Genomic DNA, 24600 nt, shown 5'->3' with positions numbered 1-24600 from the left:
GGGCCACTGCCGCGGTTCGGCAGGATGATTTGCGGAGGGGTGTCCGAGTGGTCGAAGGAGCACGCCTGGAAAGTGTGTAAGTCGCAAGGCTTCGAGGGTTCGAATCCCTCCCCCTCCGCCACGAGATAAAGAAGGGGAATCAAGCATTTAGCTTGATTCCCCTTCGTCGTTTCTAGCCCCTGGGAACGGTTTTGGGAACAAACCTGGGAATGGCTATAGCTCCAGGAGCTTCTCGATCATCTGCGGCACGTCCTGCCCATCCGTCCGGATCCACTTCCCATATCGCCGCTGAATCATGTCGATCGTGGCGTGGCCAACGTGCTGCGCTATCCAGTGCAGCGGCACCACGCCGAGGCTCAGCATCTGGCTGATGAAGGTATGCCGGCACTGGTTTGGTCCACGGTACCGCACACCGGCGTGGGCCAGGTGAACCCGCCAGAATCGCTCGCGTAGTGCGTTTTCGTAGAACGGCTTGCCCGATAGCGAATTCAGGAACACCAGGCGCAGCTTTTCCTTGCGCACGGTGCGGTTGTCCCGATCGACCACTTCGTGGACCTGGGCGGGTAGGTGGCCTGTCAATCGCCATTGCTCCTGGAGCGCTTCGCGTGCCGGCTTGAGCAGGTGATGCACGCGGGTCGAACGCTTGGTCTTCGTCACCTTGAAGCGGCCGCGCACCACCGCGCGGCGGTAGCGCACGATTCCCCGCTCGACGTCGAGCACGTCCTCCCAGGCCAGCGCCTGCACTTCGGACGTGCGAGGCCCGTCGTAGAGGGCGTACTTGATCAGGTTCAGCTCCTGGGCACGCTTGGTGGGTGTCGTGAGGATCTTCTCGATCTCGCTCTGCTCGAAGGGGTCGGGATCCTCGTCGTCAGGCAGGCGGATGTTGATGCCGTAGGTCGGATCGAACGCCGTCTTGTTGCGGGTCGAGTAGAGCCGAAAGACCTGGCGCATGATGCTGACGATCTCCTTGATCGTCTTGTTGGCTAACCTGACCAGGTCCTTCTGGATCCAGGTCTGCATCTCGATGTGGTCGATCTTGTCAGCCTGGACGCTGCCCCAGCGCGGCCGGATGTGGGTCTCTGCTTTCGACGCGTACCCGCGGTAGCTGGAAAAGGCGAGCTCGTTCTCCTTGATCGACAGCCAAAGATCCAGGTAGTGGCCGAAGCTGCCTTTCTGCAGTCGTTCGGAATTGGGAAAGTGGCGGGCATAATCGAAGCTGCCGGCGTCGATCTCGTAGTTGATGATCGCCGCCGTGCGCTTGGCATGCTCGACATTGGCCGGCGTCGCCTTGCCGGGCATCACCTCGCGGCACAGCTCGCCTTCCCAGCGGAAGTAGACGCGCACGGTGTTCCCGCGCAGTTCATAGCCATCAGGCATGGTTCCTCCTGAAAGAATCGCCGCCTCGAGGGCGGCGCTGGTTACTGGTTGGGGCTGAGCCGGGATCGCCACCGTGTGAAGCGATTGCGGATCATCCGGAAGGTCGCGCCGGCGTGGGGGTTGTGGTCCAGCTCGGCACGGCTCGAGATTCCGCACGCCTGGCAGATCCAGTCGCGCGCGTCCTGCGCAGAGTGGGTGCCGTCTGGCATCTGGTCCGGCTTGAGGCCGAACTTATACCGTTTTCTTCGGTCGAGGTAGAGCCGAAACTGAGCATCCTGGCAGAGCATCGCGGCCGAGCGGGCCAGCGGCCCGCCCTTGGGTTGCTGATCGATCATTTGGCGCTTCCCTCCGCCTGGTCGTAGCCGATCCAGACCGGCTGGGGCGGTTGCTCACGTTCCAACTGTTCGGCCTTGGCCATCGATAGCCGAGCAGTCATGTGGGCGAGGACGTAGCGCTGCTCGAGAACCTGCCGCTCCATCCGGCGTGCAGCCTCGAGGGTGGCGTACTCCTTGGTGATAGGCGGCGTCAGGCTTACCGGGCCGATCCCGAGCGTCCCGGCCATCAGCAGGCGGGCCGCCTCCAGCTGCTCGCGCAACTGGACGATCTCATCGCACAGTTCCTGGTAGCTCTTGTTCATGACAGTGGCTCCTTCTCCAGTTGCTTGATCGCTTTGCGGGCGACGGCGGCGGCCATCTTCCGCCGGCTGACGTGGCCTTCCAGGCCCTGGAGTGCCTTCAGCAGTTCGGTTGCCGTGTGGGCAGCATATGCCGGGTCACTCTCGATACCGCCCTCCATGGAAATCTTCGCGTCTGTGACGCTGGTGTTGATCAGCGCCTGGATGTTGTTAGGAGACATGGCGGCTTTTCCTCTCGCGAATGGACTGACACTCGGTGCAGGTGGTGGCCCAGGGCGCCGCGTGGCGTCGTGCCTGGGGGATCTCCTCACCGCAGTCGTCGCACTCAGCGCAGCTGGCGACGGTGCTGGGCAGGCGCGAGCGCTGCAGGGCGTTGTTGAGGGCGAGGTCGATGATCTCGCCGGCGATGTCTGCTGAATCAGCCATTGTTGTTCTCCGGTATCAGGGTGAATTGCTGGGCCTGGTAGCCCAGGGCCTGCTGGTTGAGCCAGAACAGGGCCCTGGCGTTGGGATCGACGCCGCAGCTCGCGCCGTAGCGGTAGGTCGCGGCGTACTGGGTGTAATCGAGCGAGCTGACAATCGGCTCGCCGGCGGGCGTGACGACGCCCCAGAGCAGGATGGGTTGTGGCATGGTCAGGCCTCCTCGCCGGTCTCGAGGGCCCAGAAGCGATGCATCAGGCGATCGCCGTCGTCCAGGTACTCGTGCAGTTCGCGCCCGCTATAGGTGGCCCACTCGATGACGATGAGCGCGGCGCGCTGCAGGTCGCGGTCCAGGCAGCGCAGGCGGGTGAGTTCGAGGGGCCACTCCGGGCCGTTGTAAACGGCCAGCAGGATGCGCCGGCAATGGTGGCTTTGGCCGCTGTGGCCGTTGGCAACCTCGGCGAGGCGCACCAGGGCGGCGTTGCCGACGCGCTCCGGTTCGGTCAGGCGTTGCTCGGCGGTCGCCTCATTGGCCTGAGCGGTCTCGATGGCTTGACGGGTGCGCTCGTTGAGGCACGCGGAGAGGCGCGGCATACGGCTTTCGTGGGTCATGACTGGCTCCTTGCGTAGTGCTGTTGGCTATTGTTCTGCCGGGTCGCGTGGATCCTCGGCAGGTGGTCGATGTCGATACCCAGCCGATCGGCGATGTGATCGAGCCCGGCGTCGGTGATTTCGGTACGGCCGTAATGGGTCCAGCCGGTGACGGGGTGGCGGTACACGCCGGTTTTCACAGCGAGGTACTTGCCGCCTCGGTACCGGCCGGCGGGCAGGTTGTCGCGGCCCAGCACGCCGGCGTCGCGCAGGCGGCGGGTGAGGGTGTTGCGGCCCAGGTTGAGCAGCGCCGCGGCTTGGTCGAGGGTGTAGGTCGGCATCGTTGGTTCCTCACTCGCCCTGAAATACCCAGCACCGCACAGTGGAATTGCCCAGCCGGATCTGGCTGCGCACCGCGCGGTTGGAGTCGATGAACTTGCGGGTCTTGCTGGTCTTGAGGTGGCGTTTCAGCTCACGGACCTCGGGCACGCGCAGCTTGTGTTCGCCGCAGTAGCGCTCGAACTCCTTGAGATTGATGGCGATCTGCCCGGTACCGGCGCCGTAGTGGTTGAGCGTGGGCTCGGCGCGCAGGCCCTCGATGTAGTCGTAGGCCTCCCAGAAATCCGCCACCAGCGGGTGGTCGGCGTTGATCGCCTGCTGGCGATCGCGGGCCATCTGCCACACCAGCCCGGCCGCCTGGTCGATGATCTGCGCTTCGAACAGCTTCAGGCCGTCCGGCCCCAGGCAATCCAGCAGGGCCAGCAGTTGGGCGTGGCACTTGGCGATACGCAGGCTGTGAATGGCCTCGTCGGCCATCAGCAGCGGCTCGTAGGCTTCGACGCCCTGGTCCATCAGCTCGAGCAACGCCTTCTCGCGCAGCGTTGCCTCGAGGATGAAGCCGCTGACGTGCTCCATCGGCACGCGCTCGAGCGCCTCGGCCATGCGCTTGGTCTGCGGCGTCTGGCCCTCGCGGGTGAAGTGCAGGTGGGTGATACGGGTCTGGATCGCCTCGCCGGCCTGGACGGCGGCGTTCTGGCTGATCAGGATCGCCCCGCGGAAGGGCGGCTCGTAGGTGTCGTTGCCGCTGTTCTTCACGCCTCGGGCGCGGATCGAGCGGCCGTTGTAGGCGGTCTTCAGCTCGTCCCAGTCGAACTGGCGTTGCTTGGCCCCGCCTTCTTGCTCGCGGTCGGACTCGATCAGCACTACCGGCAGGTTGGAGACCTGGGCGAAGTTGCGCGCCCGCGCCGGCATGGTCGCCTTGGCCGGGTCGAAGCCCTCGTAGTCCTGGCGGCCGCACAGCTTCCAGAGGAACTCGATCAGCGTCGATTTACCCGCGCCGGCCTCGCCGATGATCTCCATGAACGGATAGCTTTTCTGCCGCTTGCGGATCTGCTCGGCGAACAGCGAGCCCAGCCACCAGGCGGTGGCCACCACGCCGCGGGCGCCGAACGCGCCGAACAGGTTGCGCGTCCACTCGCGGCTGTAGTCGTCTCGGTTGGGGTTGATGGCCAGCGCCACGGACTGGCTCAAGGTTTTCAGCTGCAGCTGCTTGAGCTCGAAGTAGTCTTCGCTGTTGATCGCGTACTGCCTGCCGTCGCTCACCGCCAGGTCGCCGAACACGTAAGCGCCGTGGTCCCGCGAATAGCCGATGAAATCGATGGTCTGGACGGTCTTGATGTTGCCGATCTGGTCCTGCAGCAGGTTGTCGAGCTGCTGGCTGGTCCCGGTCCATACCGCGCCGGCGGCGACGCCCAGCAGGCGCTTCTTGAATTCGGAGGCGCTGGCCAGCTGGCCACCGCTGAAGGTGTTCTTGACCGGCGCCGCGCCGTTGGGGAACTCGACCCGGTAGTAGTACCAGGACTCGTCGGTGACCTGGTTGGCCTGGTAGTAGAGCGCCGTCGGGTAGCAGGTGCAGATGCGCTTGACCATGCCGGCCTGCTCGAGCGCGGCGTCGCGGATCGCCGGGTTGAGCTGCTGCTGGTCGGCGCCGTCCTCGCCCTCGGCGCGGATCGCCCGGTCGAAGGCGTCCATGTCCAGCTTCCACCACCACAGCTGGCTGCGGAACTCGAACCAGAACTCGCGCTGCTCGCGGCGCTTGTAGATCAGCAGCGCCTTGGCCATGGCGTTCTCGGCCAGCAGCAGCGCGCCGTGGTAGCGGTAGGTCTCGTAGTCCTTGTCGCTCAGCGCGCCGGCCTGGTGCGCATCGTTCCAGTCGCGCTTACCCGGTATCTGCGCCGCCTTGCACTCCCAGCCCTCGGCCCGGGCGCGGGTAACATGCTTGACGATGCCGTTCTGCCCGCCGCGGTTGCTGTCCAGCGCCCACACCAGCGTCGGCCGCGAAGTGCCGGCGGCGTGTGACGCATCGGCCAGGCGCTTGAGCGCCACGTCGGGGTAGTTGGCGCAACTCATCGCCGAGACGGCGGCCTTGCCGTGATGCAGGTTGGCGATGGCGTCGAAGATTCCCTCGACGATCCACACCTCGCCGGCCTCGACCAGGTCGGCATCGGTCAGCGTGGGCGGCTGCCACCACTCGCCCTTGTAGCGCCCGACGAAGTTGGCCTTCTGTTTGCCGAAGCGCTCCGGCTTGTCGAGGATCCGCTCCCAGTAGGCGCCGCCGGGCAGGGCGAAGCGCACGGTGGTGGAGCCGGCGTTGAGCTTGTGGCTCCAGTAGGTCTCCTGGGTGTACCAGCCGCGAATGCGCTCCAGGTAGAAGCCGCGGCCGTCGGCCAGGTAGCCATCCGCCACCGGCGTCTTGCTCACCGGCTTGCCCGCCGCCGGCGGCTGGTTGGCGTAGCGCTCGGTCCACGACTCGAACAGCTCGGGGAACAGCTCCTTCACGTGGCGCTGGTCGCCGCAGTTGTTCTCGCGGCCGCACTTCAGCATCCAAGGCTGGTCGGCCGCGATGTACGCCTCGCGCTTGCCGCAGCTTGGGCAGGCGACCTTCTGCAGGTATTGGCCACGCTCGACCGCGTCATAGTCGCGGGTCAGGCGGGCGATGATGTCTGCACGCAGCGATGGATTCACGCCGAGCTCCTTGTTACCAGCGAGGGGGTGGCGTTACTGCAGGCCAGCGGTGGGGGCCGGCAGCGTCTTCTCCTGGGCGTGCAGCCGCAGCAAATCCGCTACCGAGAAGGCCATCGCCTTCATGCCCGGCCGGCGCACGATCACCACGTGTGAAGTGGTCGCGTCGGCGTCGATAAAGGCCGGCTGGTTGAGCGTCTCGAGCTCGGCGATTGCCTGGATCGCGGCCAGCGAGGCGGTGCTCTGGCTGCAGTCGTGCTGCTCGACCAGGTGCGCGGTGCAGCGCTCCAGCGCCACGGTGCGCTGGTAGGGGCGGGCCAGCTTCAGCAGATAGGCGCAGGCGGCGTCGTTGATGTTCAGTGCGTGCATGGGTTCTTCTCCTTCCGTTCACCTGTCGTGATGCTTTTTTCAGGACGCGGCTTTCCTGCCCGGCTGGCACGACGGCCAGCGGGAAGGGGGTGTCCCGGTTGTTGTGGGTGCTGCTAGAGCGCTAGCCGGTGGCCGCCAGTGCCGCCTGGCTCATCGCCAATTCACGCAGGCGCGGCACTAACGGCAACTCCACCGTGGGGTTCGGCATATCGCTCGGCGTGAGCGTATGGGTCAGCTCGATCGAGGCTTTACCGCGAAACCCGCACGCCTCATTGCGGCACTCGAGAATCGCCTCGCGATAGACCGGGGTGAGCCCCTGGCTCTTGCGAACGCGCACGTTCTCGCCGCAGTGGGGGCACGGAATGCGGTGTCGGTTTTGAACGGTCATCAGTTTTTTCTCCCTGCGGGGTAGAGGGCGCGACCACGCCCGGTGAGCTCCTGGGTGCCCTTGCGCAGGCGTCTGCGCAGTAGCCACTCGGCAGCTTCTTCTCGGTTTCTCAGGTTCTGCTGGGCGCGTATCTGCTCCAGCACGGCTTCGAGCTCGTCATCCAGCGGAAGGCGCAGTTCGTCAGCCATAAATCCAGTGCTCCTTGGGGTCCTCAAAAGGGCCTGCCCTTACGATGCCTGCCGGGGCACAGTGCGTAGGTCGAGATCGGCGACGCCCAGCGTCTCCAGCGCTTCCTTCAACACCAGCTGACGCAGCAGCGCGGCCTTGTCGATGCCGGTGTAGGCGACCAGGGCGTCGATCAACTGGGCTTCGTACTGGTCGAGGTTCAGCGCGGCATAACGGGAGCGAACGCGCTTGGGGTCCGGGTACATGACGACTTCCTTAAGCGGCTTATGACGAAAGGGGGCTCAGTGGCCGGGCCGGGGAGGAAAGTCGTCAGCATCGTCGATGACGCCATCCTTGATACCCAGCAGTACGGCGGCCCGGTGGGATTCACCACGCAGGCCCTTCTTGCGACCCGCGAGCAGGTCATGAACGAGATTGGGGTTGAGCTTATGAGCCCGTGAAAACTCAGCGATGCTGATCCCACGGCGCTCTAGCTCGTTTCTCGCTTGCTCACGAGTCAGAGGGGCGGGCATAGTGTGGTCCTGTGTGTGTTTGTGTGAAAATCAGAATGGTGGAGATAGTACACAGTGTCAAGCTCTTGTGTGGAAGAAATACGCAATCGGCTCCGCAAAGAGCTCGACAGGTGTGGATATAGTCTTGCCGAGGCCGCTCGAGCAATAGGCGATGATTCCTCCCAAAGCATCCGGGATACCCTTTCTGGCAGAAAAAAATGCTCCGCTGAGCTACTTGCGAGGCTTGGCAGCATAGGTGTCGACGCTAGCTATGTGCTCTCCGGTGTAAATAGTCACTCTTATGTGGAGGGGGTGGCGAGTGAGCTGGAGAGAAGTCGGCCGGTGCCGATGTACGACATAGAGGCAGCGGCTGGGGCAGGGCGCCTGTTCGATGCTGAGCTGATCCAGTCGACGTTCTATTTGCCCGCCGAGCTATTCGAGGCCGAGGGCGTGGACCCGGCTCAGGTAGTGGGTGTGACCGCCCGGGGCGATTCAATGGGCGACACGATCCGCGACCAGGAGCAGGTGCTGGTGAACCGTGCCCGTCGGACACCAGACGGTGTGTTCCTGCTGCGCATGGATGGCGAATTACGCCTAAAGCGGGTGCAGCGTGTGGCAGGTGGAGCGTGGATTTTGATCAGCGATAACCCTGCGTACGAGCGGGAAATGATCAAGCCGGAGGATCTAGGGAACGTGGAGATCATCGGGCAGTGCTGGCGGAAGGTGGGGCGGGTTTTTTGAGCTGCATATCTGATGAGATTTAGATATCCTTCACGGAAGTGGTTTGCCTTGGATAGAACGCCCCTTTTTTTTGGTGAAGATTGATGTTAAGAGCTATAGACCTATTTTGCGGCGCAGGAGGATTGTCCCAAGGGCTTAAAGATGCTGGGTTCGAAGTGGTCTTTGCTGTAGATAATAATGTTGTGGCTATCGAGACATATAAAATGAATCATGCCACTCCATTAGCAGTGGCAGATGATATTAAAAATATTGACCCTAACATTGTTATGCAACAGTTGGGTCTTAAGGCTGGAGAGCTTGATCTTCTTGCTGGATGCCCTCCTTGCCAAGGCTTTTCTAAGCTGCGCACTAGAAATAAGCATATTTCGGCTGAAGATGTAAGGAATGATTTAATTTTTGAGTACCTGCGGTTTGTTGAAACATTCCAGCCGAGAGCTCTAATGTTAGAAAATGTACCTTATCTAATTAAAGATAGCAGGATGGGAACTTTTTTATCGGCCGTGTCAGCACTTGGTTATTCGATAAATGAAAAAAGCGCTTCGGTCGAAGACGCTTCTGATTATGGGGTTCCTCAGCGTAGAAAAAGGATGATATTTGTCGCCAGCAGATTAGGAAGTATAACTTCACCACCGAAAGTAATGAAGAAAGTTACGGTTCGTGAAGCCATTGGAAACCTTCCTGAGCCTGGAAAGTCTGGTGACGAGATCCATGATTTGCCGGTCATAAGAAGCCCAAGAGTCACTGAGGTTATAGCGGCTATACCAAAAGATGGCGGAGGGCGGCTAGATCTGCCGGATCATCTCCAGCTGCCATGTCATAAAAAATGCCCGAAAGGTTTTTTGGATGTATATGGGCGAATGTGGTGGGATAAAGTTTCGCCAACCATTACTGGAGGATGTCACAATCCTTCAAAAGGGCGGTTTCTACATCCTGAACAAAATAGAGCAATAACGCTAAGGGAGGCGGCTGCTTTGCAGACCTTCCCTCCCGACTATAAATTTTCCTTAAGAAAGGGAAAAGATAGCTTGGCCTTAATGATTGGGAATGCTTTGCCACCAAAATTCATTCAGGCACATGCACACGCGATCAGGGAACATTTGGGGGCATAATGTCTGATAAAAAATTAAAACTTGCATTCCATGGAAGAATTATAGATCACCTCGGCATCCAGATGTATCAGAGCCCTACGGCGGCCTTGGCCGAAATGGTTTCTAATGCTTGGGACGCAGGCGCTGCAAGAGTCGATATCACTCTTCCTGATGCTGCTATTACACAAAGCGCAAGAACCATTTCAATAAAAGACGATGGCCAAGGCATGACCTTCGAGGAATGCGAGCAGAGATTTTTAAAGGTTGGTTATGACCGCAGAGCATATGAGGCCGAGGATACATCGTCTTCGCATGGACGCCCACTTATGGGGCGAAAGGGAATAGGAAAATTCGCGGGTTTCGGGATAGCTAAAAAAATAGAAATCGCTACGGTTTCAAAGAAGACCGGCGAGAAAACCGTTTTTATGCTTGATATAGATACTATTAGGTCGTCCAGCGATTACGTTGATACCAGTGATCAAGAAATAATTGTTAGTCAGTATCTACCACCTGATAGTGCTAGAATAGTAGATCATGGAACCGTTATTACTTTGCGAGAGTTGAAGCTGGGAAGAGCTATCTCTGTTCCACAGTTCTCAAGGTCGATGGCTAGACGTTTTAATTTCTTAGGGGTTACGGATTCATTTGATGTGTTCGTGGATGGCATTCACATACCGGAAGATGAAGACTTTTCAGATGTTCAGTTTTCTTTTCCCAAGGACTATCAATCTACAGAAAGACCTAGCTCGATCCTGGAAGTCAAAGATGGTTGGGGGCTAGAGAGACTTGAGGATGGTAATGAAATTTGGTGGCGCTTCCAGTTTTACAACGACACCATCAAAGAGGAAGCTTTACAGGGAATTTCTATATTTGCGCATCACAAGCTGGCCCAAAGCGCATTCATGTTTAATTTAACTGGAGGGCTTACTACTCAGACCGGTCCTGAGTATCTCGCGGGGTCAGTGACAGCAGACTTCATCGACGAGCAAGAAGATGATCTGATCTCCACTGAACGGCAGAGGATGAATTGGCAAGATGAGCGCCTCGCCGCTTTGGAAGAATGGGGCCAAAAACGTGTTAAGAGCTTGCTAGGTATTTGGAAGAAAAGACGCGGCGAGGAAAAGCTTAATATTTTAACAGGGAAGCTTCTCGACTTCGAAAATCGGTTAAAGCGTTTAGGATCTGAGGCCTCAACAGTAGAAGGTGCTTTAAGAAAGTTGGCATCTATCGATAAACTTACCCAACAACAGTTTCAAGATCTCGGTTCAGCCATTCTCACCGCATGGGAGCATGGTCGTTTACGTGGTCTTATCGATGAAATGTCTCGTTCCGAAGATATGGACGAAAAGAGATTGTTGGCGATATTAGTAGAAGCCAATACTATCCAGGCTTTACATACAGCTGAATCTGTTAAGGCTAAGCTCGAAGCCATTAATGGCCTTGAAGCTCGAATACGTACAAAAGACCTTGAGAATGCCATAAGAGATTACATCGCTAAAAACCCTTGGCTAATATCGCCTGAGTGGGAAACCTTTGCCATTGAAAGAAATGTTAACCATATAATCAGAGATGCCACAGATGAGGCGGGGCTTAACACCGACCCTGATTTCAGGGGGCGCGTTGACTTGGTCCTTGGGAGCGGGAGAACTTTGCTAGTTCTTGAGTTCATGAGGCCAGAGCTTAAGCTTGATGTTGATCATATCAATCGTTTTGAGCAATATGTCGACGCTATTAGAGCGCAATGCGAATCCTCTACTGCTATTCAGTTTAGCCATGTAATTGGTTATGTTGTAGCTGACAAGTTCAAGAATTTAAGAGGTGGGACGCCAAGACGAATTCAGCGATTGGCTGAAGATAGCAAATATGCTATGACCTGGGAGGATTTATTAAGTAAGGCCAAGCGTCAATGGCAGGAGTTCTTCGATCACTTATTAGAGAGAAATCCTGATGATGAGAGGCTTCAGAGTTTGGCCGGAGGGGATGTTGCCGACAACCCAAGACTTTCCGCCGAAAGCGATGCTTAATGCACGGTCGTGTCTCACACTATAGTTCGCCCGCGATTTGTTCATCGCATCGGTGAGCCGCTCCTCGAGGATCTACTGACGCCACGCCATAGCGTGGCGTCAGCCAAGTCTAGTTATTCGACGCTCAGCAATCTGACAAGCAGTAAGTTGAGCTATGGTAAAAGGCACAAGCGAAACTGACGACGGGCGAGAGTGCGGCTTTACCCTGGCCGGGGCGGTTCTATGGGCCACTCATTGTAAAGGCTGTTGTTGCCCACCAGGCTATCGATCACATCCATTTCATCTCTACAAAGACGCAATCCGCATTGCCAAATAATGAGAACCTTCCAACCGAGATCGATGAGTTCCTGTTGCTGTCGCCGATCTCGGTCAATGTTTTTCTCGAATTTGTCTTCCCAGAACCCAAGGTTCGACTTCGGGGTTGATGCATAATGGCAACCAGGGTGACGGTGCCAGTAGCAGCCATGCACGAAAATTGCAAGCTGATGCTTGGGTAGAACTAGGTCCGGCTTTCCTGGTAGATCTTTTCGATGCAGACGGAAGCGGTAACCGCGAGCATGTAGATAACGTCTCAGAGCCAGCTCCGGCTCCGTATTCTTCCAGCCCACGGAAGCCATGATTTTGGATCGTGTACTACTATCAACGTGGTCTACCATTGTTAAGGCATCCTTGCCTGCTGTTTTGACTATTACATTTCATATTCGCTTCTTCATAGCGTAGACGCCAAGCCCGCCTGAGGTGAATTACTGATTTAACATGTGTCATGTGTAGTCGCCCGATAACTACTATATACCGTCACGTCTCAATAGCTGCAGTCGCTAAGCTTTAGCGGCGGGAATTTCATTCCACCTCGTCGTCCACCTGGGCGTGCGATTGGCACAGCGCAAGTGCCATGCGGCACCATCTGTCGGCATGCCGAGCCGGACTGTACCACGCCCCATCGTCTTGTTGAGCTCGTCCATGGTGGCCATCAGCTTCGCGCTGCGCTGGCGGTCGGCGTCGCTTTGTGGCGTGTCGAGCAGCGAGAGTTGCTGGCGATCGGCATCGACCAGGTCGATGAGCATTACCCCTGCCTTCATGTAGAGGTGGCCTTTCAGGTAAATGCGATTCAGCGCGTGCTGGGCGGCCTGGAGTATCGGCCGGCTGTCATCGGTGGGCCGGTTGAGCTCGACGATGATGCTTGGCGAGTGCTGCCGCAGGTCCTGCCGGTGCGGGTTGGTCTTCAGGAAGACGAGCACCGCCCTGGTGAGACTGCGTTGCTCGCGGAGCTTTTCAGCGCCGCGCTGGCCGTGCTGACGGATCGCCTCGCGGATCTCGCCCAGGTCTCCGGTGAGCTTGCCGAACGAGCGGCTGGTCATGATGCGTTGCTTGGGCTCGGCGAAGTCGTTCATTTCGATCGCGGGGATGCCCTTAAGCTCGAGCACGGTGCGTTCGAGGGTGACGCTGAAGCGTCGGCGGATGCGTTTGGGATCTTCGTTGCGCAAATCCCAGGCGGTCTTTATGCCCATGATGTGCAGGCGCTCGACCAGGCGCCGGCCGACGCCCCAGATGCCATCCAATTTGACCCGCTGCAGCAGCCCCTTGGTGTCTGGCCCATCACCGGTGAGCACGCAGACGCCGCCGTAGCCGGAGACCTTCTTCGCTGCATGGTTGGCGAGCTTGCTGAGGGTGCGCGTGGGGGCGACGCCGATCGAGACGGGGATGCCGGTGTACTGGCGCACCTGGTGGCGCAGCCGCCGGCAGTGGTCTGTGAGGGCGGCGGCCTCGAAACCGTGAAATCTCACGAACATCTCATCGACCGAGTAAGGCTCGACTTCCGGCGCGAACTCCTCGAGCACCGATTGCACCCGGGATGACATGTCGCCGTAGAGCTCATAGTTGGACGAGAGCAGCACGACGCGGCGTTGGCGCACCAGGTGCTGAATCTGGAATGCCGGGGTGCCCATCTCGATGCCGATCTGCTTGATCTCGGCCGAACGGGCGATGACGCAGCCGTCGTTGTTGCTGAGCACGCCGACCGGGACGCCCTCCAAATGTGGCTGAAAGGCGCGCTCGCAGCTGACGTAGAAGTTGTTGCAGTCGACCAGGCCGATCATACCGGGTACTCGTGAATCACTGAGCGGACCACGCCCCACACCTGGCAGTCGCAGTCGGTGAGCGGGATCGGCGCGTAACGCGGGTTGCCGGAGGCGAGATACGGCCGGTTGCCGAGCAGCTCGTAGCGTTTGACCATCAGCTCGCCATCGACCAGGGCGGCGAGGATGTGGCCGGGGCGTGGGTCGAGCGAGCGGTCGACGACGAGCAGGTCGCCGTCATCGATGCCCAGCGGCTCCATGCTGTCGCCGGCAACGGTGAGAAAGAACGTGGCAGCGGGGCGCTTGATGAGCCGCTCGTTGAGATCCAGCCGCCGGCCCTCGTAGTCCTGCGCGGGGCTGGGAAAGCCAGCTAGCCCGGCGCGAATGCGCGTCTCGGGGAAAGGTAGCTCGAGCGGGTGCGGCGAGAGTGCCGCGGGGATTGTGTGGGTGCGTGACATGGTGGTCCTTCACGTCGGTTGCTGTTTGCATATACAGTATTCAGCGAAGCGGCGCCGTGAGGCAAATGCTAATGGAATGCGCCGGCCGGTTTGGCATTCAACGCTCGACCGGATAAACCAGAACAAACAAGGGTTTGCAGGGTAGACGCATGATCGTGAATTACTTGGGCCCGCTGATTGCTGGCCTCGACCACCCCGCACTGCATGGGTACGACATCAGCCAGTTCGCGCCGAGCTGCTACCTGGTGGAGATCGGCGAGGACGCCGGCGTCGACGGGCCGCTGATCGAGGGCGACGTGCTGGTGGTCGATGAGGCGCGCACCGCTCAGCACGACGACCTGGTGATCGTGGATTGTGACGAGGAGCAGCGGCTATACCAGGCGTTCCGGCTCGGCGGGAGCCTGTTGCTGATTCCGCCGCGCGACCGGAGCGGGTCGATCCGGGCACGGCAGAACATGTTGCGGGGCGTGGTGGTGAGCCAGGCGAGGCGGTATGGGATCTACTAAGCTATTTCCAAAAATTCTTCAATTATTTGAAGCTTGTCCGCATATGTCAGCTCATTAGGATCAAGGCCGAGATTTTCTATAATGTAAGGTTTGGTTGCCTGGTATTTCTCATATACATCTACAATATTTTGTGGGCCTGTGATATGTCCATTTACATGAGAGCCGTTTAGAGCGTTTCTTATTGTCCTTATTATTTTTTCTGGATCGTTTTCGTGAGCAGAAATGTCCTGGCCTGCTATGTCTGAGATGAACTGTTGGTAGCGATATTTTTGTGTGTCCATAACAATAGCAATTTTGTTTTTTTGTTTTCCTGATCCATAGCTTTTAGCCCCTAGGAATATGCCAAGTTCAAGAGGCATGTTGAAGCGTGGAAGGTTGTTATGTGCATCAAGGTCGGTTCTGGAAATATCATGGATTCCGAAACGGCATTCGCTTATTATTTCCTTGATCTTCTCAATTCGAGTGCCTGCTGCATCAAATGTCTCTTGAGCACATCGCGGCCGAAAACCACATTTATAGATTGAGAAAAGAATGGCTTCAAATAATGGTGAGTACTGTTCATCAAAAGGGCAGTTGACGAAAATATTGTAATTGTATTGAGAAGCCATTATTCACCCCGTTTTTTTTCTAAAGCCTCTGCTATGGCTAGCTTGATCTTGTCAGTGTCTAGTCTCCTCGCAATTTTTGCTTCTTTTATTCGCGGAGTGTTTTTGTCATGATAGGACCTGACTTCGCCTATTGACCCGTCTGCTTTATGTATGACCAAGGTTGCGTTTTCGTTTTTGCCTTTCAGTGCTTTTTGGGCGTGAGCAATAGCATCTGATTTTGTCCGAAATGTTTTTGATGCAGGTTTTTTCTCAGAAGCTATTTGCCAGTGCTCTCCTGCTTTAGATACGTGGTAGTGAAGTTTCATGGCATTTCTCTCAATAGGTAGTCATGCTGGTAAAGTTTCGGTAACTTTGGTTCTTTAAGCTTTATCTGCAAGTTCTTTCGCAGGGTAAGCCATCTTTGTCCCTGTCTAGTCGCTTATTCCCACACTGATGCAGGTAGTATAGCGCCTCCTCACAAGATGCCATAGCACCGCAGGTCTTGCGAGTAGCGCAGTTGAAGCCGTCATCACTGACGGGAAGCCCTGGGTCGTTGGCTACTGATGTCGTAGGTAGGATCGCTTGGGCTGGAAGCGTCTCGTCGCTGACGTAGGGGTTGCCGCTGCCCTGGATCGCGGCGATGCGGCGGTTACGCTCTCGCTCCCACGCGTCGACGGGATCTTGCTTCGCCCAGGCCTGGAACAGTTGCTCCTGCTGCCGGCTGATGCGGATGCCGTACTCGTCGCGCATGTGCCAGTAGGTGCGGGCGACATTGCCGCGCTGGCTGGCCGGTGGCTGGAAAACGTCCTCTTCGAAGTCCACCTTCGCGCTGCACTGGCCGTACTGATAGGCGCTGGCACCAGTGGCCATGCCGTAGCGCAGGTTCGATCGGTCGCCGTTCACTTCGCCGACCGATGGCACCAGGTTGTGCAGATCCGCTTCAGCGCTGCGGAAGGTCGGGTCGGTGGCCCGGCAATGGTCACGCCCGCCTTCTTGCCAGCATTGCCGTTGTCGGCCGATATCGTAGGCAGGCATCACATGTTCCCACTCGATGCGTGCTGCTCGTTTGGCCTGCTTGCGCACCTGGTAGCCGCAGCTAGCGAGATCTGGCCCGCCTTCGAAGGTGAAGTCACAGCCGCAGTAGAAGGACTCGTCCTGATCGTAATAGACCTGGCTCTCGGCGAGCCGTTTGGCGGCGGAGAAGGAGGTGGGTGGTGCAGCCTGGGCGGAGAGCGCCACAGTTGCGAGGGTGAAGGCGAGGATGGCAAGCGGCTTCATGCGGGGTCTCCGGCAAAAGGGGCGGACTGTATCACGAGGCGAATCTATAGGGGGGAGCGGGTCGATTCGGGCGAGTCAGAGTTCGTTGGGGGCGTAGTGGTGCGCCAGGCGAGGCGGTGTGCGAAGGATCGCGGGAGTGCTTCGATATCGCTTCAATCTCGGCTTTATTTCGAGCGATCAGGATTGTGGTTAGCTGCTAGCCTGAAATTGTGACGTCCCGAATTCTCGTTCCACCCGCTGGTTCGTCTGCTGTTTACGTCATGCGGGCCCCTACTCAGTAGGGGCCCGTGTCTTGCGCAGAATTTGTGCGAAATCTCTTACAAAAAATGTCTCCAATTTCGTACGTGCAGCTTGCCGCATTGGCGTTACGTTGGGCGAACGGGGTAGGGAGACCCACAGCGCGAGTCCTCAGCCAACTCGGATGGCTGAGGCGTTTTCGTTCAGGGCCCCGTACTTTCCTGCTGTTCCTCGCCACCCTTCACCTCGCACCGCACCCGCGTGCCGAAGCCGTTGTCGTCCAGCGAATCTTCCACCTCGGTCACCAACCAGGGCGTGGCGTCTATGTCCGGCTTGAAGCCGCTCACCCGCAGCGGTGATTCGGGCAGGATGTCCGGCCGTCCGTAGGCCAGCGTCAGGTCGAACTCGGCCAGGCCGCGTTGGATGCGCTGCCACTCCGCCTGGGCGGCGTCCAGGGCGTCGGCCTCGCTGGCGTACGTTGGGCGCAGCTGCTTGGCGTTGTCGCCGCTGCCGGTGAGCACGATCTTGCGCTCGGCGCCGCTGGTGTCGTTCCAGTAGGCCTTCACGCCGCTGTAGCTGTCGCGATCGGTGACGCTGTAGCGGTGCTGGTCGCCGTCCCGGCGGGTGAGGGTGATGGTCGGCATGCTCAGCCCGCTGGCCGTCAGCGCTTCGCCGGCCTTGGTGAACAGCATCCTGCCGGCTTTGATCGCGGCGATGGCATCGTGGCGCTCGCCCAGGCGGGTGAGGAAGTTGAGGTCGGATTCTTCCGTCTGGTCGATGTGGCCGACGCGGATCCCGCCCAGCGTGTTGCCGATCACCGGGTCGAGCCCGTGGCGCTTGGCGATGGTGTCGATGATCTCGGCCACGGTGATGTCGTGCCAGCTCTGGGAGCGCTTGCCGAGCAGCGGGCCGCGCATGTCGGCCGAGCGGGCGCGGATGGTGACCTGGTCCGGCGAGCCGCTGTGCTGGACCTCGTCGACAGTGAACAGGCCCTTGTCGATCAGTCCTTCATCCTGCCAGCCATAGGCCACGCGCAGAGAGACGCCGCGGCGGGGCAGCTCGAGGGCGCCGTCGTGGTCGGCCAGGGTGATATCCAGCTGGTCGGCCTCGAGGCCGCGCTGGCTGCGCAGGCGCAGGCTGATCAGCCGGCCATTGATGCGCGGGGTGATATCGGTACCGCCCAGGGTGATGCGGTAGCTTGGGCGCCGGTAGGGGCGGGCGTTGCTGTCGCTCATGCGTAGGCCCCGGCGAGCCGGGCGATCGCCGACGTGGACAGGCTGCCGATCAGGTCGGTGCGCTCGTCATCGACGTGCTCGAGCGAGAGCGTGAACTCGATCTTGGCCGCAGCGCCGTCGCGGAAGAACGTGCTCGAGGTTTCCTGGACGCGGGGGATCACCCACAGCCCGTACTGTTTGCCGGTGCCCTCAACCAGCGGCCAGGCCTTGCCCTGGTCAGCCATGTCGCGGATCTCGTCCAGGTCCAGCCGGCCGCCTGTGAATTCCGGCAGCAGCGTGCCGGAAAGGGTGATGGTGTCGGCGCCGGGGCCGACGAACTGATACGCCGGCCTGTCGCCGACGCGGGATTGGCTGGCGTGGCGCCACTCGGTGGAGCGCTGCAGCTGCTGGTAGGGTACGCTGCGCGCCTCGAAAACGAACATGCCAAGGGCCATGAGCATGGCGGGTCTCCCGGTCTAGGAATCAGTCGATATCGCGCAGCGACGAACGTCGGCGGGCGCTGGCGTCGTGCTGTGCCTGGGCCAGCGCGCGCTGGACTTCCTGGGCGACGTACTGGGCGAGCTGCCGTTCATCCATGCCGGGCGCGGCGCTCACCTGGATGTCGCCGATCGTGATGCGGTTGTCGATGGCCTGCTGGCCACTGCCGGCGGCGATCGGCGGCCGGGTATCGAAGCGGATCGGTTCCTGCTGGGTGATGCCTGGCATCGCCGCGCTGGGCAGGGCGGCGGCACCGATGGCCAGCCCGGCGCCGGCGCGGGATACGCGCTTGGCGATGTCGGCGACGCGCTTGGCGGGCTCGTCGCGCTGGGCGTCGAACCCCTGGTTGAGGCCGTCCACGGTGTAGCCGCCCAGCTTGGCGAAGACGCGCGAGGGCGAGTTGATGTCGAGCACGTCGGCGAACCAGCCCTTCACGCTGCTGGCGATGCCGACCACCTTGTCCTTGAGCGCGGCGATCTTGCTGGTGAGGCCGCTGATCAGGCCCTCGACCGTCCAGCCGCCGAACTCGGCGAACACCCGCGAAGGTGAGTTGATGCCCAGCACGTCGGCGAACCAGCTCTTCACGCTGCTGGCCATGCCGACCACCTTGTCCTTCAGGGCGGTGAACTTGCCCGCCAAGCCGCCGATCAGGCCGTCGACGATGGCACTGCCCAGCGTCTTGAAGTTGGCGGGGATCTCGACGCCCAGCGCGGAAAGGCCGGCGGTGATGCCCTTGTAAATCAGGCCGATGGGGTTCCAGTTGAGCAGCAGCCGGGCCACGCCGCCGGCGCCTTCGCTGAACGCCGCCTTCACCTGCTGCCAAAGCCCCAGGAAGAACGCCTTGATCGGCTCCCAGTGCTTGTAGATCAGGTAGGCGGCGCCGGCGAGCGCGGCAATGGCGAGGCCGATCGGGTTGGTGAGGAAGAACATCGCCACCGTGCGGAACACGCTGCCCAGCCACAGCAGCGCCTTGCCGGCGCTCAGCACGTTGGGGCCGAACATGGCCATGGCGTAGCGCACCATGACCATCGGCCCCATGATCGAGGCCAGCATCAGCGTCAGCGCGCCGCCGGCGGTCACCAGCACGGCCAGCGCGCCGGCGACCTTGGCGAGGGTGCCGGCCAGCTGCGGGTTCTCCTTGATCCAGTTGCCCACACCGCGGGTGATGCTGGTCACGTTCTGGATCAGCTCGCGCAGGGGCCCCTTGTTGGTGTCGGTGATGCTGATACCGACCTCATCCCAGACCGATGACAGGCTCTTGAGGTCGCCGGCGATGTTGTCGGTCATGGTCTTGGCCACGCGGGCGTTCTCGCCGCCGGCCTGGGTCAGGATCTCGGTGAACTTCTCGATGCCAGCCGCGCCCTGCTGAGCGATCAGCTCGGCCATGCCGGCACCGGGTTCCTCGCCGAAGATCTCCTTGAGGTAGGCGGCGCGGTCGGCGTTGCCCATGGTCTCGGTGGCCTTGGCCACGTCGGCGAGGATCTTCGGCACGTTGCGCAGGTTGCCGTCGGCGTCCTTGGCGTTGACGCCCAGTTCCTTGAGGGCGCTGGCGGCCTTGCCGGTGGGCGCGGCCAGGCGCGTCATCATCGCGCGCAGCGTGGTACCGGCCTGGCTGCCCTGAATACCCACGTTGCCGAGCAGCCCGGCCATGGCGGCGGCTTCCTCGAGCGACAGGCCCATGGCGCGTGCCTGGGGCGCGACGTACTTCATGGCGTCGCCGAGCATCTCGAGATCGACGTTCGCCCGGGTCGTGGTGGCAGTGATGACGTCGGCTAACCGCCCCATCTCATCTGGACCAAGGCCGAAGCTGGTAAGCAGGTTGGAGCCGATATCCGCCGTGCGGGCGAGGTCGGTGCCGTTGGCGAGTGCCAGGTTGAGCATGTCGGACATCGAGGCCTTGATGGCCTCCGGAGTGAAGCCGGCCATGGCCAGAAAGCCCTGGGCGTTGGCCGCTTGGCCAGCGCTGAATGCGGTACTTGCGCCCAGCTCGCGGGCCTGGTCGCGCAGTGCTTTGAGTTGCTCGTCGTTGCCGTCCAGGCGGGTAAGGGCCTGAACGCGGGACATCGCCTTGCCGAACTCGACGCCCGGTGCCAGCAGGCGCGCACCAGCATATAGCGCGGCGCCGCCGGATGCGGCCATGCTGGCGCCGGTACCGGCCATGTTGTTGCGCATGCTCATGCCGCGGTCGTAGTTCGAGCGGGCGCGTGCGAGGGCTTTCTGCTGCTCGGCGAGGCGCTTCAGCCGCTGACGCTGCTCATCTGCCGCCTGACTCGTTTGGCTCATCTGCTCGGTCAGGCGTCGCTGATCGCGCATCAGATCGGTAGTGCTGACGCCGTTGTTCTTCAGCTGGGTCCGCAGCCGGTGAAGTTCTTGCTCTTCGCTCGAGTAGCGCTGGGTGAGCTTGCGGGCCAGGGCGACGGCTCTCTTGCGCTCGGCAGACAGCTCGGCGGTGTCGCCCTGGTTGGATTGCATCTGCTGCGACAGGCGGCGTATGCGGTCCTGCTGTTCGCGCAGGGCCTTGGCGGTGTCGCCGGACTGGTGCTTGAGGGTGCGGAAGGAGCTGACATCCTTCTGGACCGCCTGTAGTTGCTTGAGGCGGTCGCGGTTCTCCTTCAGGGCCTTGGCGGCGCCCTCAGACGCGCGATCAATCGACTTGAGCGGCCGGGTGGCCTTGTCGACCGCATCGAGGATGACTTGCAGTTTAAGATCGCGCGCCATGGCGGGCCCTGTTCAGTTGTTGTCGGCGGCACTGCGCTTGCGCGCCCGCTCACGCCAATCCATCAGTTCGCGCAGGGTGAAGTCCGCGCAGTCGGCGGGGGTCCAGTGGAAAACGATGGCCAGGTCGGCCATCGCGTCTTCCACCTGAGCAGGGAGGTTTATGCGGTCTCGCCCCGCACCCGCTTCGAGACCAAAAAACCGGCGATCTCCCCGCCGCACTGAACCAGATCGGCGGGGTCCATCTGGCGTACTTCGGGAGCGGTCAGCGAAGGGTTCGAGAGCCGCGGGATCAGCGTCATCAGCGCGTCGGTCTGCATCTGCAGTACGTCGGCTAGGTTCACGCCGCGCAGCTCGCCGGACGAGGGCTTACGCAGCGTCAGCTCGGTGATCTCGGTCTCGCCGCGCACGATCGGCGTGTCGAGGGTGACGGTGGTAGTGATTGCCTGGGCGACTTGTGCCTTGGTCATGAGGGTTGGTTCCTGTGCAATGAGTGGGTAGCGGGCGGCTTAGAGGCCCAGGCGCTGGCGGCGGCCGGCGAGGCGGTCTTCGCCGTTGACCTTGAACACCTGGTTGGGGATGTCGATCTCGATCTTGGTGGTGCCATCGATGATCAGCTTGTAGTAGCTGAGCGTGCTGGTGACCTGGTGCTCGGTGTTCTCGCCGGACTGGGCGTCGCCCATGTCGATCTCGGTGTGGCGGCCGCGCATCACGACTTCCACCGCCGCGGCTTCGTCGACGTCGTCGCGCTCGTAGCTGCCGGTCATGCGCAGCATCTCGGCATCGATGCGCGCGCTGCCGAAGTTGTCGAAGATGCTTTCGACCAGGCCGCCGACGGTCCACTGGGTCGTCATCAGGCCGTCCATGCCCATGTCGATGCCGACCGGGCCATCCATGCCGCCGCCGCGCCATTCCTCGATCTTGCGGGTGAGGGTGGGCAGCGTTACCGACTGGACGATGCCCTGCCAACTGTCGCCGTTGCTGAACAGGTTCAGGTCCTTGAGCTTCTTGGGGAGTGCCATGGGTCAGTGTCTCCTGTCAGGCGGTGGCGGCGACGCGCTCGGCGAAGTCAGCCAGGTATGAATCGGTGATGCGCTGCTGGAAGCCGAGGTCCTCGAGCGGCGGCACCGGCGTGTAGTCGTAATCGATGCGCAGCTTGCCCGCTTTCAGGGACTCCTGGGTGTTGAGCTCCTCGTTCAGCCAGGCTTGGCCGTCGACGATCAGCCGCAGGGCTTTGAGCTCGCTGAACTTGGCGTTGATGCCTTCGATGATGTCGCGGGCCAGCGAGGCGTGCATCGGCTTGTCGACCGCCCACAGGTGCGCCTCGGCGATCGTGTCGGCGAGGATCTGCGCGGTGCGGGTGTAGTTCTCGAACGGGAACAGCGATTGCGGGCCGGCGCAGGTGCGCGAGCCCCAGAAGCGATAGCCGCCCTGGTTGATCAGCGTGGTGACGTCCGCGGCGTTGAGGATCCCCGCATCGGTGTTGGGGGACTGAAGATCCCAGAACACATCGCGGTCGATACCGGTGACGCCGTTGACCACCACGTTGGAGATCGTCTTGTGCCAGCCGATCTCCTGGTCGAGCTTCGCGCGCAGGCCGAGCGCGATGGCGACGGGGCTGATCGAGACGGTGGCGGCATCGTCGGTGTCGAATGCCTGGAACTGCGGCCAGATGATCATCAGCTCGCGCGCGCCGAACTCGTCGCGGTAGGCGGTCACGTCGGTGATGGTTTCGCAGCCGTGGGCATAGGCATAGCCGAAGGCGCGCAGCTGCTGCAGCACCGAGACCATGGCGGTGGCCACCGGCTGAGTATCCAGCCCTGGCACACCGATGATGCGCGGCGTGACGCCCAGCTTCTGCTTCGCGGTCAGCAGCGCCTGCAGGCCGGTACGCTGGCCGGTCGCAGTGGTGGTGCCGATGACGTTGGCAGTGGTCTCTTCGTCGTCAATGCCCTCGGCGACACGCACCACGACGATCACCGGCTTGGATTGCTGGCCGATGGCGGTGAGGGTGTCCTTCAGCGTGCCGGTGGTGCCGGCCTTTCCGATCGCGGTGTCGACATTGGTGACCAGGGCGGGCTGGTCGAGCGGGAAGGCCGCGGCGTCGGCATCCTCGGCGGTACAGACCACGCCGATGATCGCCGTCGAGACCGTGCGGATGCTGCGAGTGCCGTCGGAGACTTCCTGGACGCGCACGCCGTGGTGGTATTGATCGAGTGCCATGGTGGCTCCTGCGCAGGTTCAGCCTGAAAAGGTGAATTCACGCAGGTATCGTGCGGCGCGCGCGGGTAGGGTGTTAGCGGGGCAGGGTGTAAGTGGAGGGGTTTACACCAAGGGAGGGGTGTAGTGGGGTAGCCCGGGCGGAGGGGCGTTGTAGTACTAAGAACTACAGAAATTGGAGGTAGCGATGACAGTGCTTGAGCCAACAGTTTCCGGGGCCATGAAATGGGCAGTGAGAAGGGGATATGAGCATTTCACCGTGCAGCGCCTAGAAAGAGCACTAAACCGTGCAGAACAGGGAGGGGTTTCTGTTCCCGATCTATGCCAGCAGGAACATCGCTTCGCCCATTTCGTTCACATGGTCAGGGCCTTGGAAAAGTGCTCAAATAATGAAATGGCTGATTACCTTTCTGACCTTTTGATTGGTGGGGTGAGGTCTGGAGATATCGATAAATGCCCAGACCGGTTTCAGTCTCTGTTGACTGCATTAGGAGATATGACGCTGACAGAAGTCGAATTGCTTTCAAAAATGAGAATGTTAGGTCTATACGCTAAAGGCGACATCGGTGAAGAAAAATGCATTGACGGAATGCGTCAGCTAAGATCGTTTGCCCGTGACAACTTTGGATACTCAAAAGATTACTTGCGCACCAGTCTAAACCGTATGGCTCGTACAGGTTTTGTAACTATTGCCAGCTCTGCGTTCTCTAGCTATGTAGATAACTATAATCTTTTGACCGAACATGCTGTCGAGCTATTTGAATACATAATATTGACTCGAAAACTCATCGAATAGCATTAGAACCAGTACGCCGAGGAAATCATTAGCCCGCCGATCGGCGGGCTAATTGCTTAGGCAGCGGCTTCCACCTGCTCAGCCTTGATCGCCTCGAGCGCAGTATCGAACTCGCCCCGGTAGTCGATGGCATGTAGCGCCTCGGCGGTTTCAGCCGCACTCAACAGGCCCTCGACGTAGCGCTCTGCGGTAAAGCACGGCTGCACATGCCGGGCGACGGCAGTGGCAATCGGGGTGATCTCGGCCAGCGTGATCGTGACCCAGCCATTCGCGCCCTTGAAGTCGGCGGCATCGACCATCCCATCGCGCAACGTTGTGTATGCCGAGTTAACCTGCGACTGGCTCTCGCGGTCGGTCCGTACGCGGGTGCCGTCCGGCATCTCTACGCCGCCGGTTTCGACGTTGAAGCGATGCGCGGCCAGCTCGCCCAGCAGCGTCTCGCGGCGGGCCGCGGTGAGCTGCGCCCATACCTCGGCATTGATCTCGCGCAGCACGCCGGGCACGTCGGTCTGGCGGTCGTTGGCAACCAGGCCGAAATAACGCGCGGGGTTGCGGCCCTCCCACCAGAGAATCGTGATGTTCTCGACCGGGTCGGCGGGGCCGTGGCGGGTCGGGTATTCCGTGGCCGGACGCCCGTCGCGGGCGTCCACTTTGACGAACTCAATCGGTTTCATTGAACACCTTTA

Annotated in this window: 33 protein-coding genes and 1 tRNA gene; 6 read left to right on the top strand and 28 right to left on the bottom strand. The window is 60.5% G+C overall.

Annotated features, from left to right (window positions below; all coding sequences use genetic code 11):
• The first annotated feature begins 33 nt into the window (after positions 1 to 33).
• A tRNA-Ser gene (locus tag HR9077_RS11455) sits at positions 34 to 121 on the top strand.
• Positions 122 to 213: 92 nt separating this feature from the next.
• Here HR9077_RS11455 and HR9077_RS11450 read toward each other — a convergent pair.
• The 14 genes from HR9077_RS11450 to HR9077_RS11385 all read right to left on the bottom strand — a co-directional run bounded on the left by HR9077_RS11450 (position 214) and on the right by HR9077_RS11385 (position 7498).
• Entirely contained in the window at positions 214 to 1377 is a 1164-nt protein-coding gene (locus HR9077_RS11450; protein ID WP_136067128.1) for an Arm DNA-binding domain-containing protein, read from the bottom strand.
• Between the two features lie 41 nt (positions 1378 to 1418).
• Positions 1419 to 1712, bottom strand: a complete 294-nt coding sequence (locus HR9077_RS11445; protein WP_136067127.1) for a hypothetical protein — start codon at positions 1710 to 1712, stop codon at positions 1419 to 1421.
• On the bottom strand, positions 1709 to 2014 hold the full coding sequence (locus HR9077_RS11440; protein ID WP_136067126.1) for a hypothetical protein: 306 nt from the start codon (positions 2012 to 2014) through the stop codon (positions 1709 to 1711). Before HR9077_RS11440 ends, HR9077_RS11445 begins: the two co-directional genes overlap by 4 nt.
• Positions 2011 to 2232, bottom strand: coding sequence for a hypothetical protein (locus HR9077_RS11435; protein WP_136067125.1), 222 nt, complete (start codon positions 2230 to 2232; stop codon positions 2011 to 2013). The genes HR9077_RS11440 and HR9077_RS11435 overlap by 4 nt, the downstream gene beginning before the upstream one ends.
• Complete coding sequence (locus HR9077_RS11430) at positions 2222 to 2437, bottom strand: TraR/DksA C4-type zinc finger protein (RefSeq protein ID WP_136067124.1); 216 nt, start codon at positions 2435 to 2437, stop codon at positions 2222 to 2224. The genes HR9077_RS11435 and HR9077_RS11430 overlap by 11 nt, the downstream gene beginning before the upstream one ends.
• Positions 2430 to 2642, bottom strand: coding sequence for a hypothetical protein (locus HR9077_RS11425; protein ID WP_136067123.1), 213 nt, complete (start codon positions 2640 to 2642; stop codon positions 2430 to 2432). Before HR9077_RS11425 ends, HR9077_RS11430 begins: the two co-directional genes overlap by 8 nt.
• A 2-nt stretch (positions 2643 to 2644) precedes the next feature.
• Entirely contained in the window at positions 2645 to 3043 is a 399-nt protein-coding gene (locus HR9077_RS11420) for a DUF7673 family protein (protein WP_136067122.1), read from the bottom strand.
• Positions 3040 to 3363 carry a phage antirepressor KilAC domain-containing protein gene (locus tag HR9077_RS11415; RefSeq protein WP_136067121.1) on the bottom strand — a complete coding sequence of 108 codons (324 nt, stop codon included), beginning with the start codon at positions 3361 to 3363 and terminating at the stop codon, positions 3040 to 3042. The genes HR9077_RS11420 and HR9077_RS11415 overlap by 4 nt, the downstream gene beginning before the upstream one ends.
• Before the next feature lie 10 nt (positions 3364 to 3373).
• The gene (locus HR9077_RS11410; protein WP_136067120.1) at positions 3374 to 6046 is read right to left on the bottom strand and encodes a toprim domain-containing protein; all 2673 of its coding nucleotides are present in this window, start codon (positions 6044 to 6046) and stop codon (positions 3374 to 3376) included.
• A 33-nt stretch (positions 6047 to 6079) separates the two neighbouring features.
• A complete protein-coding gene (locus tag HR9077_RS11405) occupies positions 6080 to 6412 on the bottom strand; it encodes a hypothetical protein (RefSeq protein WP_136067119.1) in 333 nt (110 codons plus the stop codon).
• 121 nt (positions 6413 to 6533) lie between these two features.
• Entirely contained in the window at positions 6534 to 6800 is a 267-nt protein-coding gene (locus HR9077_RS11400; RefSeq protein ID WP_136067118.1) for an ogr/Delta-like zinc finger family protein, read from the bottom strand.
• Positions 6800 to 6988 carry a hypothetical protein gene (locus HR9077_RS11395; RefSeq protein ID WP_136067117.1) on the bottom strand — a complete coding sequence of 63 codons (189 nt, stop codon included), beginning with the start codon at positions 6986 to 6988 and terminating at the stop codon, positions 6800 to 6802. The genes HR9077_RS11400 and HR9077_RS11395 overlap by 1 nt, the downstream gene beginning before the upstream one ends.
• A 39-nt stretch (positions 6989 to 7027) precedes the next feature.
• Positions 7028 to 7231 (bottom strand): hypothetical protein, encoded by a 204-nt coding sequence (locus tag HR9077_RS11390; protein WP_136067116.1) that lies wholly within the window; start codon positions 7229 to 7231, stop codon positions 7028 to 7030.
• 36 nt (positions 7232 to 7267) lie between these two features.
• A complete protein-coding gene (locus HR9077_RS11385) occupies positions 7268 to 7498 on the bottom strand; it encodes a DNA-binding protein (protein WP_136067115.1) in 231 nt (76 codons plus the stop codon).
• A gap of 327 nt (positions 7499 to 7825) precedes the next feature.
• Between HR9077_RS11385 and HR9077_RS11380 the strand changes: the two genes are divergently transcribed.
• From HR9077_RS11380 to HR9077_RS11370, 3 genes are all read left to right on the top strand, one after another.
• Positions 7826 to 8218, top strand: a complete 393-nt coding sequence (locus tag HR9077_RS11380; RefSeq protein ID WP_244613181.1) for a S24 family peptidase — start codon at positions 7826 to 7828, stop codon at positions 8216 to 8218.
• 83 nt (positions 8219 to 8301) lie between these two features.
• A complete protein-coding gene (locus tag HR9077_RS11375; protein WP_136067113.1) occupies positions 8302 to 9327 on the top strand; it encodes a DNA cytosine methyltransferase in 1026 nt (341 codons plus the stop codon).
• A complete protein-coding gene (locus HR9077_RS11370) occupies positions 9327 to 11330 on the top strand; it encodes an ATP-binding protein (RefSeq protein WP_136067112.1) in 2004 nt (667 codons plus the stop codon). Before HR9077_RS11375 ends, HR9077_RS11370 begins: the two co-directional genes overlap by 1 nt.
• A 200-nt stretch (positions 11331 to 11530) precedes the next feature.
• Here HR9077_RS11370 and HR9077_RS11365 read toward each other — a convergent pair whose 3' ends face one another.
• The 3 genes from HR9077_RS11365 to HR9077_RS11355 all read right to left on the bottom strand — a co-directional run bounded on the left by HR9077_RS11365 (position 11531) and on the right by HR9077_RS11355 (position 13863).
• On the bottom strand, positions 11531 to 11986 hold the full coding sequence (locus HR9077_RS11365; protein ID WP_136067111.1) for a very short patch repair endonuclease: 456 nt from the start codon (positions 11984 to 11986) through the stop codon (positions 11531 to 11533).
• A 162-nt stretch (positions 11987 to 12148) separates the two neighbouring features.
• Positions 12149 to 13426 (bottom strand): Y-family DNA polymerase, encoded by a 1278-nt coding sequence (locus HR9077_RS11360; RefSeq protein ID WP_136067110.1) that lies wholly within the window; start codon positions 13424 to 13426, stop codon positions 12149 to 12151.
• On the bottom strand, positions 13423 to 13863 hold the full coding sequence (locus HR9077_RS11355) for a LexA family protein (RefSeq protein WP_136067109.1): 441 nt from the start codon (positions 13861 to 13863) through the stop codon (positions 13423 to 13425). The genes HR9077_RS11360 and HR9077_RS11355 overlap by 4 nt, the downstream gene beginning before the upstream one ends.
• 149 nt (positions 13864 to 14012) lie before the next feature.
• On the opposite strand from HR9077_RS11355, the gene HR9077_RS11350 reads away from it, so the two are divergent.
• Complete coding sequence (locus HR9077_RS11350) at positions 14013 to 14369, top strand: S24/S26 family peptidase (protein ID WP_136067108.1); 357 nt, start codon at positions 14013 to 14015, stop codon at positions 14367 to 14369.
• On the opposite strand, the gene HR9077_RS11345 is transcribed toward HR9077_RS11350, so the two are convergent.
• The 10 genes from HR9077_RS11345 to HR9077_RS11300 all read right to left on the bottom strand — a co-directional run bounded on the left by HR9077_RS11345 (position 14366) and on the right by HR9077_RS11300 (position 23121).
• Positions 14366 to 14977, bottom strand: coding sequence for a hypothetical protein (locus tag HR9077_RS11345; protein WP_136067107.1), 612 nt, complete (start codon positions 14975 to 14977; stop codon positions 14366 to 14368). The two genes, HR9077_RS11350 and HR9077_RS11345, sit on opposite strands and share 4 nt — an antisense overlap.
• On the bottom strand, positions 14977 to 15282 hold the full coding sequence (locus HR9077_RS11340) for a DUF2188 domain-containing protein (RefSeq protein ID WP_136067106.1): 306 nt from the start codon (positions 15280 to 15282) through the stop codon (positions 14977 to 14979). Before HR9077_RS11340 ends, HR9077_RS11345 begins: the two co-directional genes overlap by 1 nt.
• A 61-nt stretch (positions 15283 to 15343) precedes the next feature.
• Positions 15344 to 16234, bottom strand: coding sequence for an endonuclease (locus HR9077_RS11335; RefSeq protein WP_136067105.1), 891 nt, complete (start codon positions 16232 to 16234; stop codon positions 15344 to 15346).
• A 440-nt stretch (positions 16235 to 16674) separates the two neighbouring features.
• On the bottom strand, positions 16675 to 17706 hold the full coding sequence (locus HR9077_RS11330; protein ID WP_136067104.1) for a phage late control D family protein: 1032 nt from the start codon (positions 17704 to 17706) through the stop codon (positions 16675 to 16677).
• Positions 17703 to 18146 carry a phage tail protein gene (locus HR9077_RS11325; RefSeq protein ID WP_136067103.1) on the bottom strand — a complete coding sequence of 148 codons (444 nt, stop codon included), beginning with the start codon at positions 18144 to 18146 and terminating at the stop codon, positions 17703 to 17705. Before HR9077_RS11325 ends, HR9077_RS11330 begins: the two co-directional genes overlap by 4 nt.
• Before the next feature lie 22 nt (positions 18147 to 18168).
• Complete coding sequence (locus tag HR9077_RS11320; protein ID WP_136067102.1) at positions 18169 to 20901, bottom strand: phage tail tape measure protein; 2733 nt, start codon at positions 20899 to 20901, stop codon at positions 18169 to 18171.
• A gap of 12 nt (positions 20902 to 20913) precedes the next feature.
• Complete coding sequence (locus tag HR9077_RS11315) at positions 20914 to 21033, bottom strand: GpE family phage tail protein (protein ID WP_136067101.1); 120 nt, start codon at positions 21031 to 21033, stop codon at positions 20914 to 20916.
• 26 nt (positions 21034 to 21059) lie between these two features.
• Positions 21060 to 21368: a phage tail assembly protein gene (locus HR9077_RS11310; RefSeq protein ID WP_136067100.1), complete on the bottom strand. Its 309-nt coding sequence runs from the start codon at positions 21366 to 21368 to the stop codon at positions 21060 to 21062.
• 39 nt (positions 21369 to 21407) lie between these two features.
• Positions 21408 to 21920 (bottom strand): phage major tail tube protein, encoded by a 513-nt coding sequence (locus HR9077_RS11305; protein WP_136067099.1) that lies wholly within the window; start codon positions 21918 to 21920, stop codon positions 21408 to 21410.
• Positions 21921 to 21936: 16 nt separating this feature from the next.
• Entirely contained in the window at positions 21937 to 23121 is a 1185-nt protein-coding gene (locus tag HR9077_RS11300) for a phage tail sheath protein (RefSeq protein WP_136067098.1), read from the bottom strand.
• 184 nt (positions 23122 to 23305) lie between these two features.
• Between HR9077_RS11300 and HR9077_RS11295 the strand changes: the two genes are divergently transcribed.
• Positions 23306 to 23914, top strand: a complete 609-nt coding sequence (locus HR9077_RS11295) for a hypothetical protein (protein ID WP_136067097.1) — start codon at positions 23306 to 23308, stop codon at positions 23912 to 23914.
• 56 nt (positions 23915 to 23970) lie between these two features.
• On the opposite strand, the gene HR9077_RS11290 is transcribed toward HR9077_RS11295, so the two are convergent.
• Positions 23971 to 24588: a DUF4376 domain-containing protein gene (locus tag HR9077_RS11290; RefSeq protein ID WP_136067096.1), complete on the bottom strand. Its 618-nt coding sequence runs from the start codon at positions 24586 to 24588 to the stop codon at positions 23971 to 23973.
• Positions 24589 to 24600 lie beyond the last annotated feature (12 nt).

The sequence above is a fragment of the Modicisalibacter radicis genome, assembly GCF_900961225.1.
In the GTDB taxonomy this organism is placed as follows: Bacteria; Pseudomonadota; Gammaproteobacteria; order Pseudomonadales; family Halomonadaceae; genus Modicisalibacter.
Note: the sequence above shows the minus strand (reverse complement) of the source record. Positions and strands in the feature narration are given on the sequence as shown.

Coding starts and splice junctions, on each gene's coding strand:
- HR9077_RS11300 (WP_136067098.1), bottom strand. CDS start 23,121: ATGGCACTCGATCAATACCACCACGGCGTGCGCGTCCAGGAAGTCTCC.
- HR9077_RS11325 (WP_136067103.1), bottom strand. CDS start 18,146: ATGCTCATGGCCCTTGGCATGTTCGTTTTCGAGGCGCGCAGCGTACCC.
- HR9077_RS11315 (WP_136067101.1), bottom strand. CDS start 21,033: ATGGCCGACCTGGCCATCGTTTTCCACTGGACCCCCGCCGACTGCGCG.
- HR9077_RS11330 (WP_136067104.1), bottom strand. CDS start 17,706: ATGAGCGACAGCAACGCCCGCCCCTACCGGCGCCCAAGCTACCGCATC.
- HR9077_RS11375 (WP_136067113.1), top strand. CDS start 8,302: ATGTTAAGAGCTATAGACCTATTTTGCGGCGCAGGAGGATTGTCCCAA.
- HR9077_RS11405 (WP_136067119.1), bottom strand. CDS start 6,412: ATGCACGCACTGAACATCAACGACGCCGCCTGCGCCTATCTGCTGAAG.
- HR9077_RS11370 (WP_136067112.1), top strand. CDS start 9,327: ATGTCTGATAAAAAATTAAAACTTGCATTCCATGGAAGAATTATAGAT.
- HR9077_RS11310 (WP_136067100.1), bottom strand. CDS start 21,368: ATGACCAAGGCACAAGTCGCCCAGGCAATCACTACCACCGTCACCCTC.
- HR9077_RS11340 (WP_136067106.1), bottom strand. CDS start 15,282: ATGAAACTTCACTACCACGTATCTAAAGCAGGAGAGCACTGGCAAATA.
- HR9077_RS11415 (WP_136067121.1), bottom strand. CDS start 3,363: ATGCCGACCTACACCCTCGACCAAGCCGCGGCGCTGCTCAACCTGGGC.
- HR9077_RS11420 (WP_136067122.1), bottom strand. CDS start 3,043: ATGACCCACGAAAGCCGTATGCCGCGCCTCTCCGCGTGCCTCAACGAG.
- HR9077_RS11430 (WP_136067124.1), bottom strand. CDS start 2,437: ATGGCTGATTCAGCAGACATCGCCGGCGAGATCATCGACCTCGCCCTC.
- HR9077_RS11335 (WP_136067105.1), bottom strand. CDS start 16,234: ATGAAGCCGCTTGCCATCCTCGCCTTCACCCTCGCAACTGTGGCGCTC.
- HR9077_RS11355 (WP_136067109.1), bottom strand. CDS start 13,863: ATGTCACGCACCCACACAATCCCCGCGGCACTCTCGCCGCACCCGCTC.
- HR9077_RS11305 (WP_136067099.1), bottom strand. CDS start 21,920: ATGGCACTCCCCAAGAAGCTCAAGGACCTGAACCTGTTCAGCAACGGC.
- HR9077_RS11395 (WP_136067117.1), bottom strand. CDS start 6,988: ATGGCTGACGAACTGCGCCTTCCGCTGGATGACGAGCTCGAAGCCGTG.
- HR9077_RS11425 (WP_136067123.1), bottom strand. CDS start 2,642: ATGCCACAACCCATCCTGCTCTGGGGCGTCGTCACGCCCGCCGGCGAG.
- HR9077_RS11400 (WP_136067118.1), bottom strand. CDS start 6,800: ATGACCGTTCAAAACCGACACCGCATTCCGTGCCCCCACTGCGGCGAG.
- HR9077_RS11290 (WP_136067096.1), bottom strand. CDS start 24,588: ATGAAACCGATTGAGTTCGTCAAAGTGGACGCCCGCGACGGGCGTCCG.
- HR9077_RS11365 (WP_136067111.1), bottom strand. CDS start 11,986: ATGGTAGACCACGTTGATAGTAGTACACGATCCAAAATCATGGCTTCC.
- HR9077_RS11350 (WP_136067108.1), top strand. CDS start 14,013: ATGATCGTGAATTACTTGGGCCCGCTGATTGCTGGCCTCGACCACCCC.
- HR9077_RS11380 (WP_244613181.1), top strand. CDS start 7,826: ATGTACGACATAGAGGCAGCGGCTGGGGCAGGGCGCCTGTTCGATGCT.
- HR9077_RS11320 (WP_136067102.1), bottom strand. CDS start 20,901: ATGGCGCGCGATCTTAAACTGCAAGTCATCCTCGATGCGGTCGACAAG.
- HR9077_RS11385 (WP_136067115.1), bottom strand. CDS start 7,498: ATGCCCGCCCCTCTGACTCGTGAGCAAGCGAGAAACGAGCTAGAGCGC.
- HR9077_RS11435 (WP_136067125.1), bottom strand. CDS start 2,232: ATGTCTCCTAACAACATCCAGGCGCTGATCAACACCAGCGTCACAGAC.
- HR9077_RS11450 (WP_136067128.1), bottom strand. CDS start 1,377: ATGCCTGATGGCTATGAACTGCGCGGGAACACCGTGCGCGTCTACTTC.
- HR9077_RS11440 (WP_136067126.1), bottom strand. CDS start 2,014: ATGAACAAGAGCTACCAGGAACTGTGCGATGAGATCGTCCAGTTGCGC.
- HR9077_RS11360 (WP_136067110.1), bottom strand. CDS start 13,426: ATGATCGGCCTGGTCGACTGCAACAACTTCTACGTCAGCTGCGAGCGC.
- HR9077_RS11345 (WP_136067107.1), bottom strand. CDS start 14,977: ATGGCTTCTCAATACAATTACAATATTTTCGTCAACTGCCCTTTTGAT.
- HR9077_RS11390 (WP_136067116.1), bottom strand. CDS start 7,231: ATGTACCCGGACCCCAAGCGCGTTCGCTCCCGTTATGCCGCGCTGAAC.
- HR9077_RS11445 (WP_136067127.1), bottom strand. CDS start 1,712: ATGATCGATCAGCAACCCAAGGGCGGGCCGCTGGCCCGCTCGGCCGCG.
- HR9077_RS11295 (WP_136067097.1), top strand. CDS start 23,306: ATGACAGTGCTTGAGCCAACAGTTTCCGGGGCCATGAAATGGGCAGTG.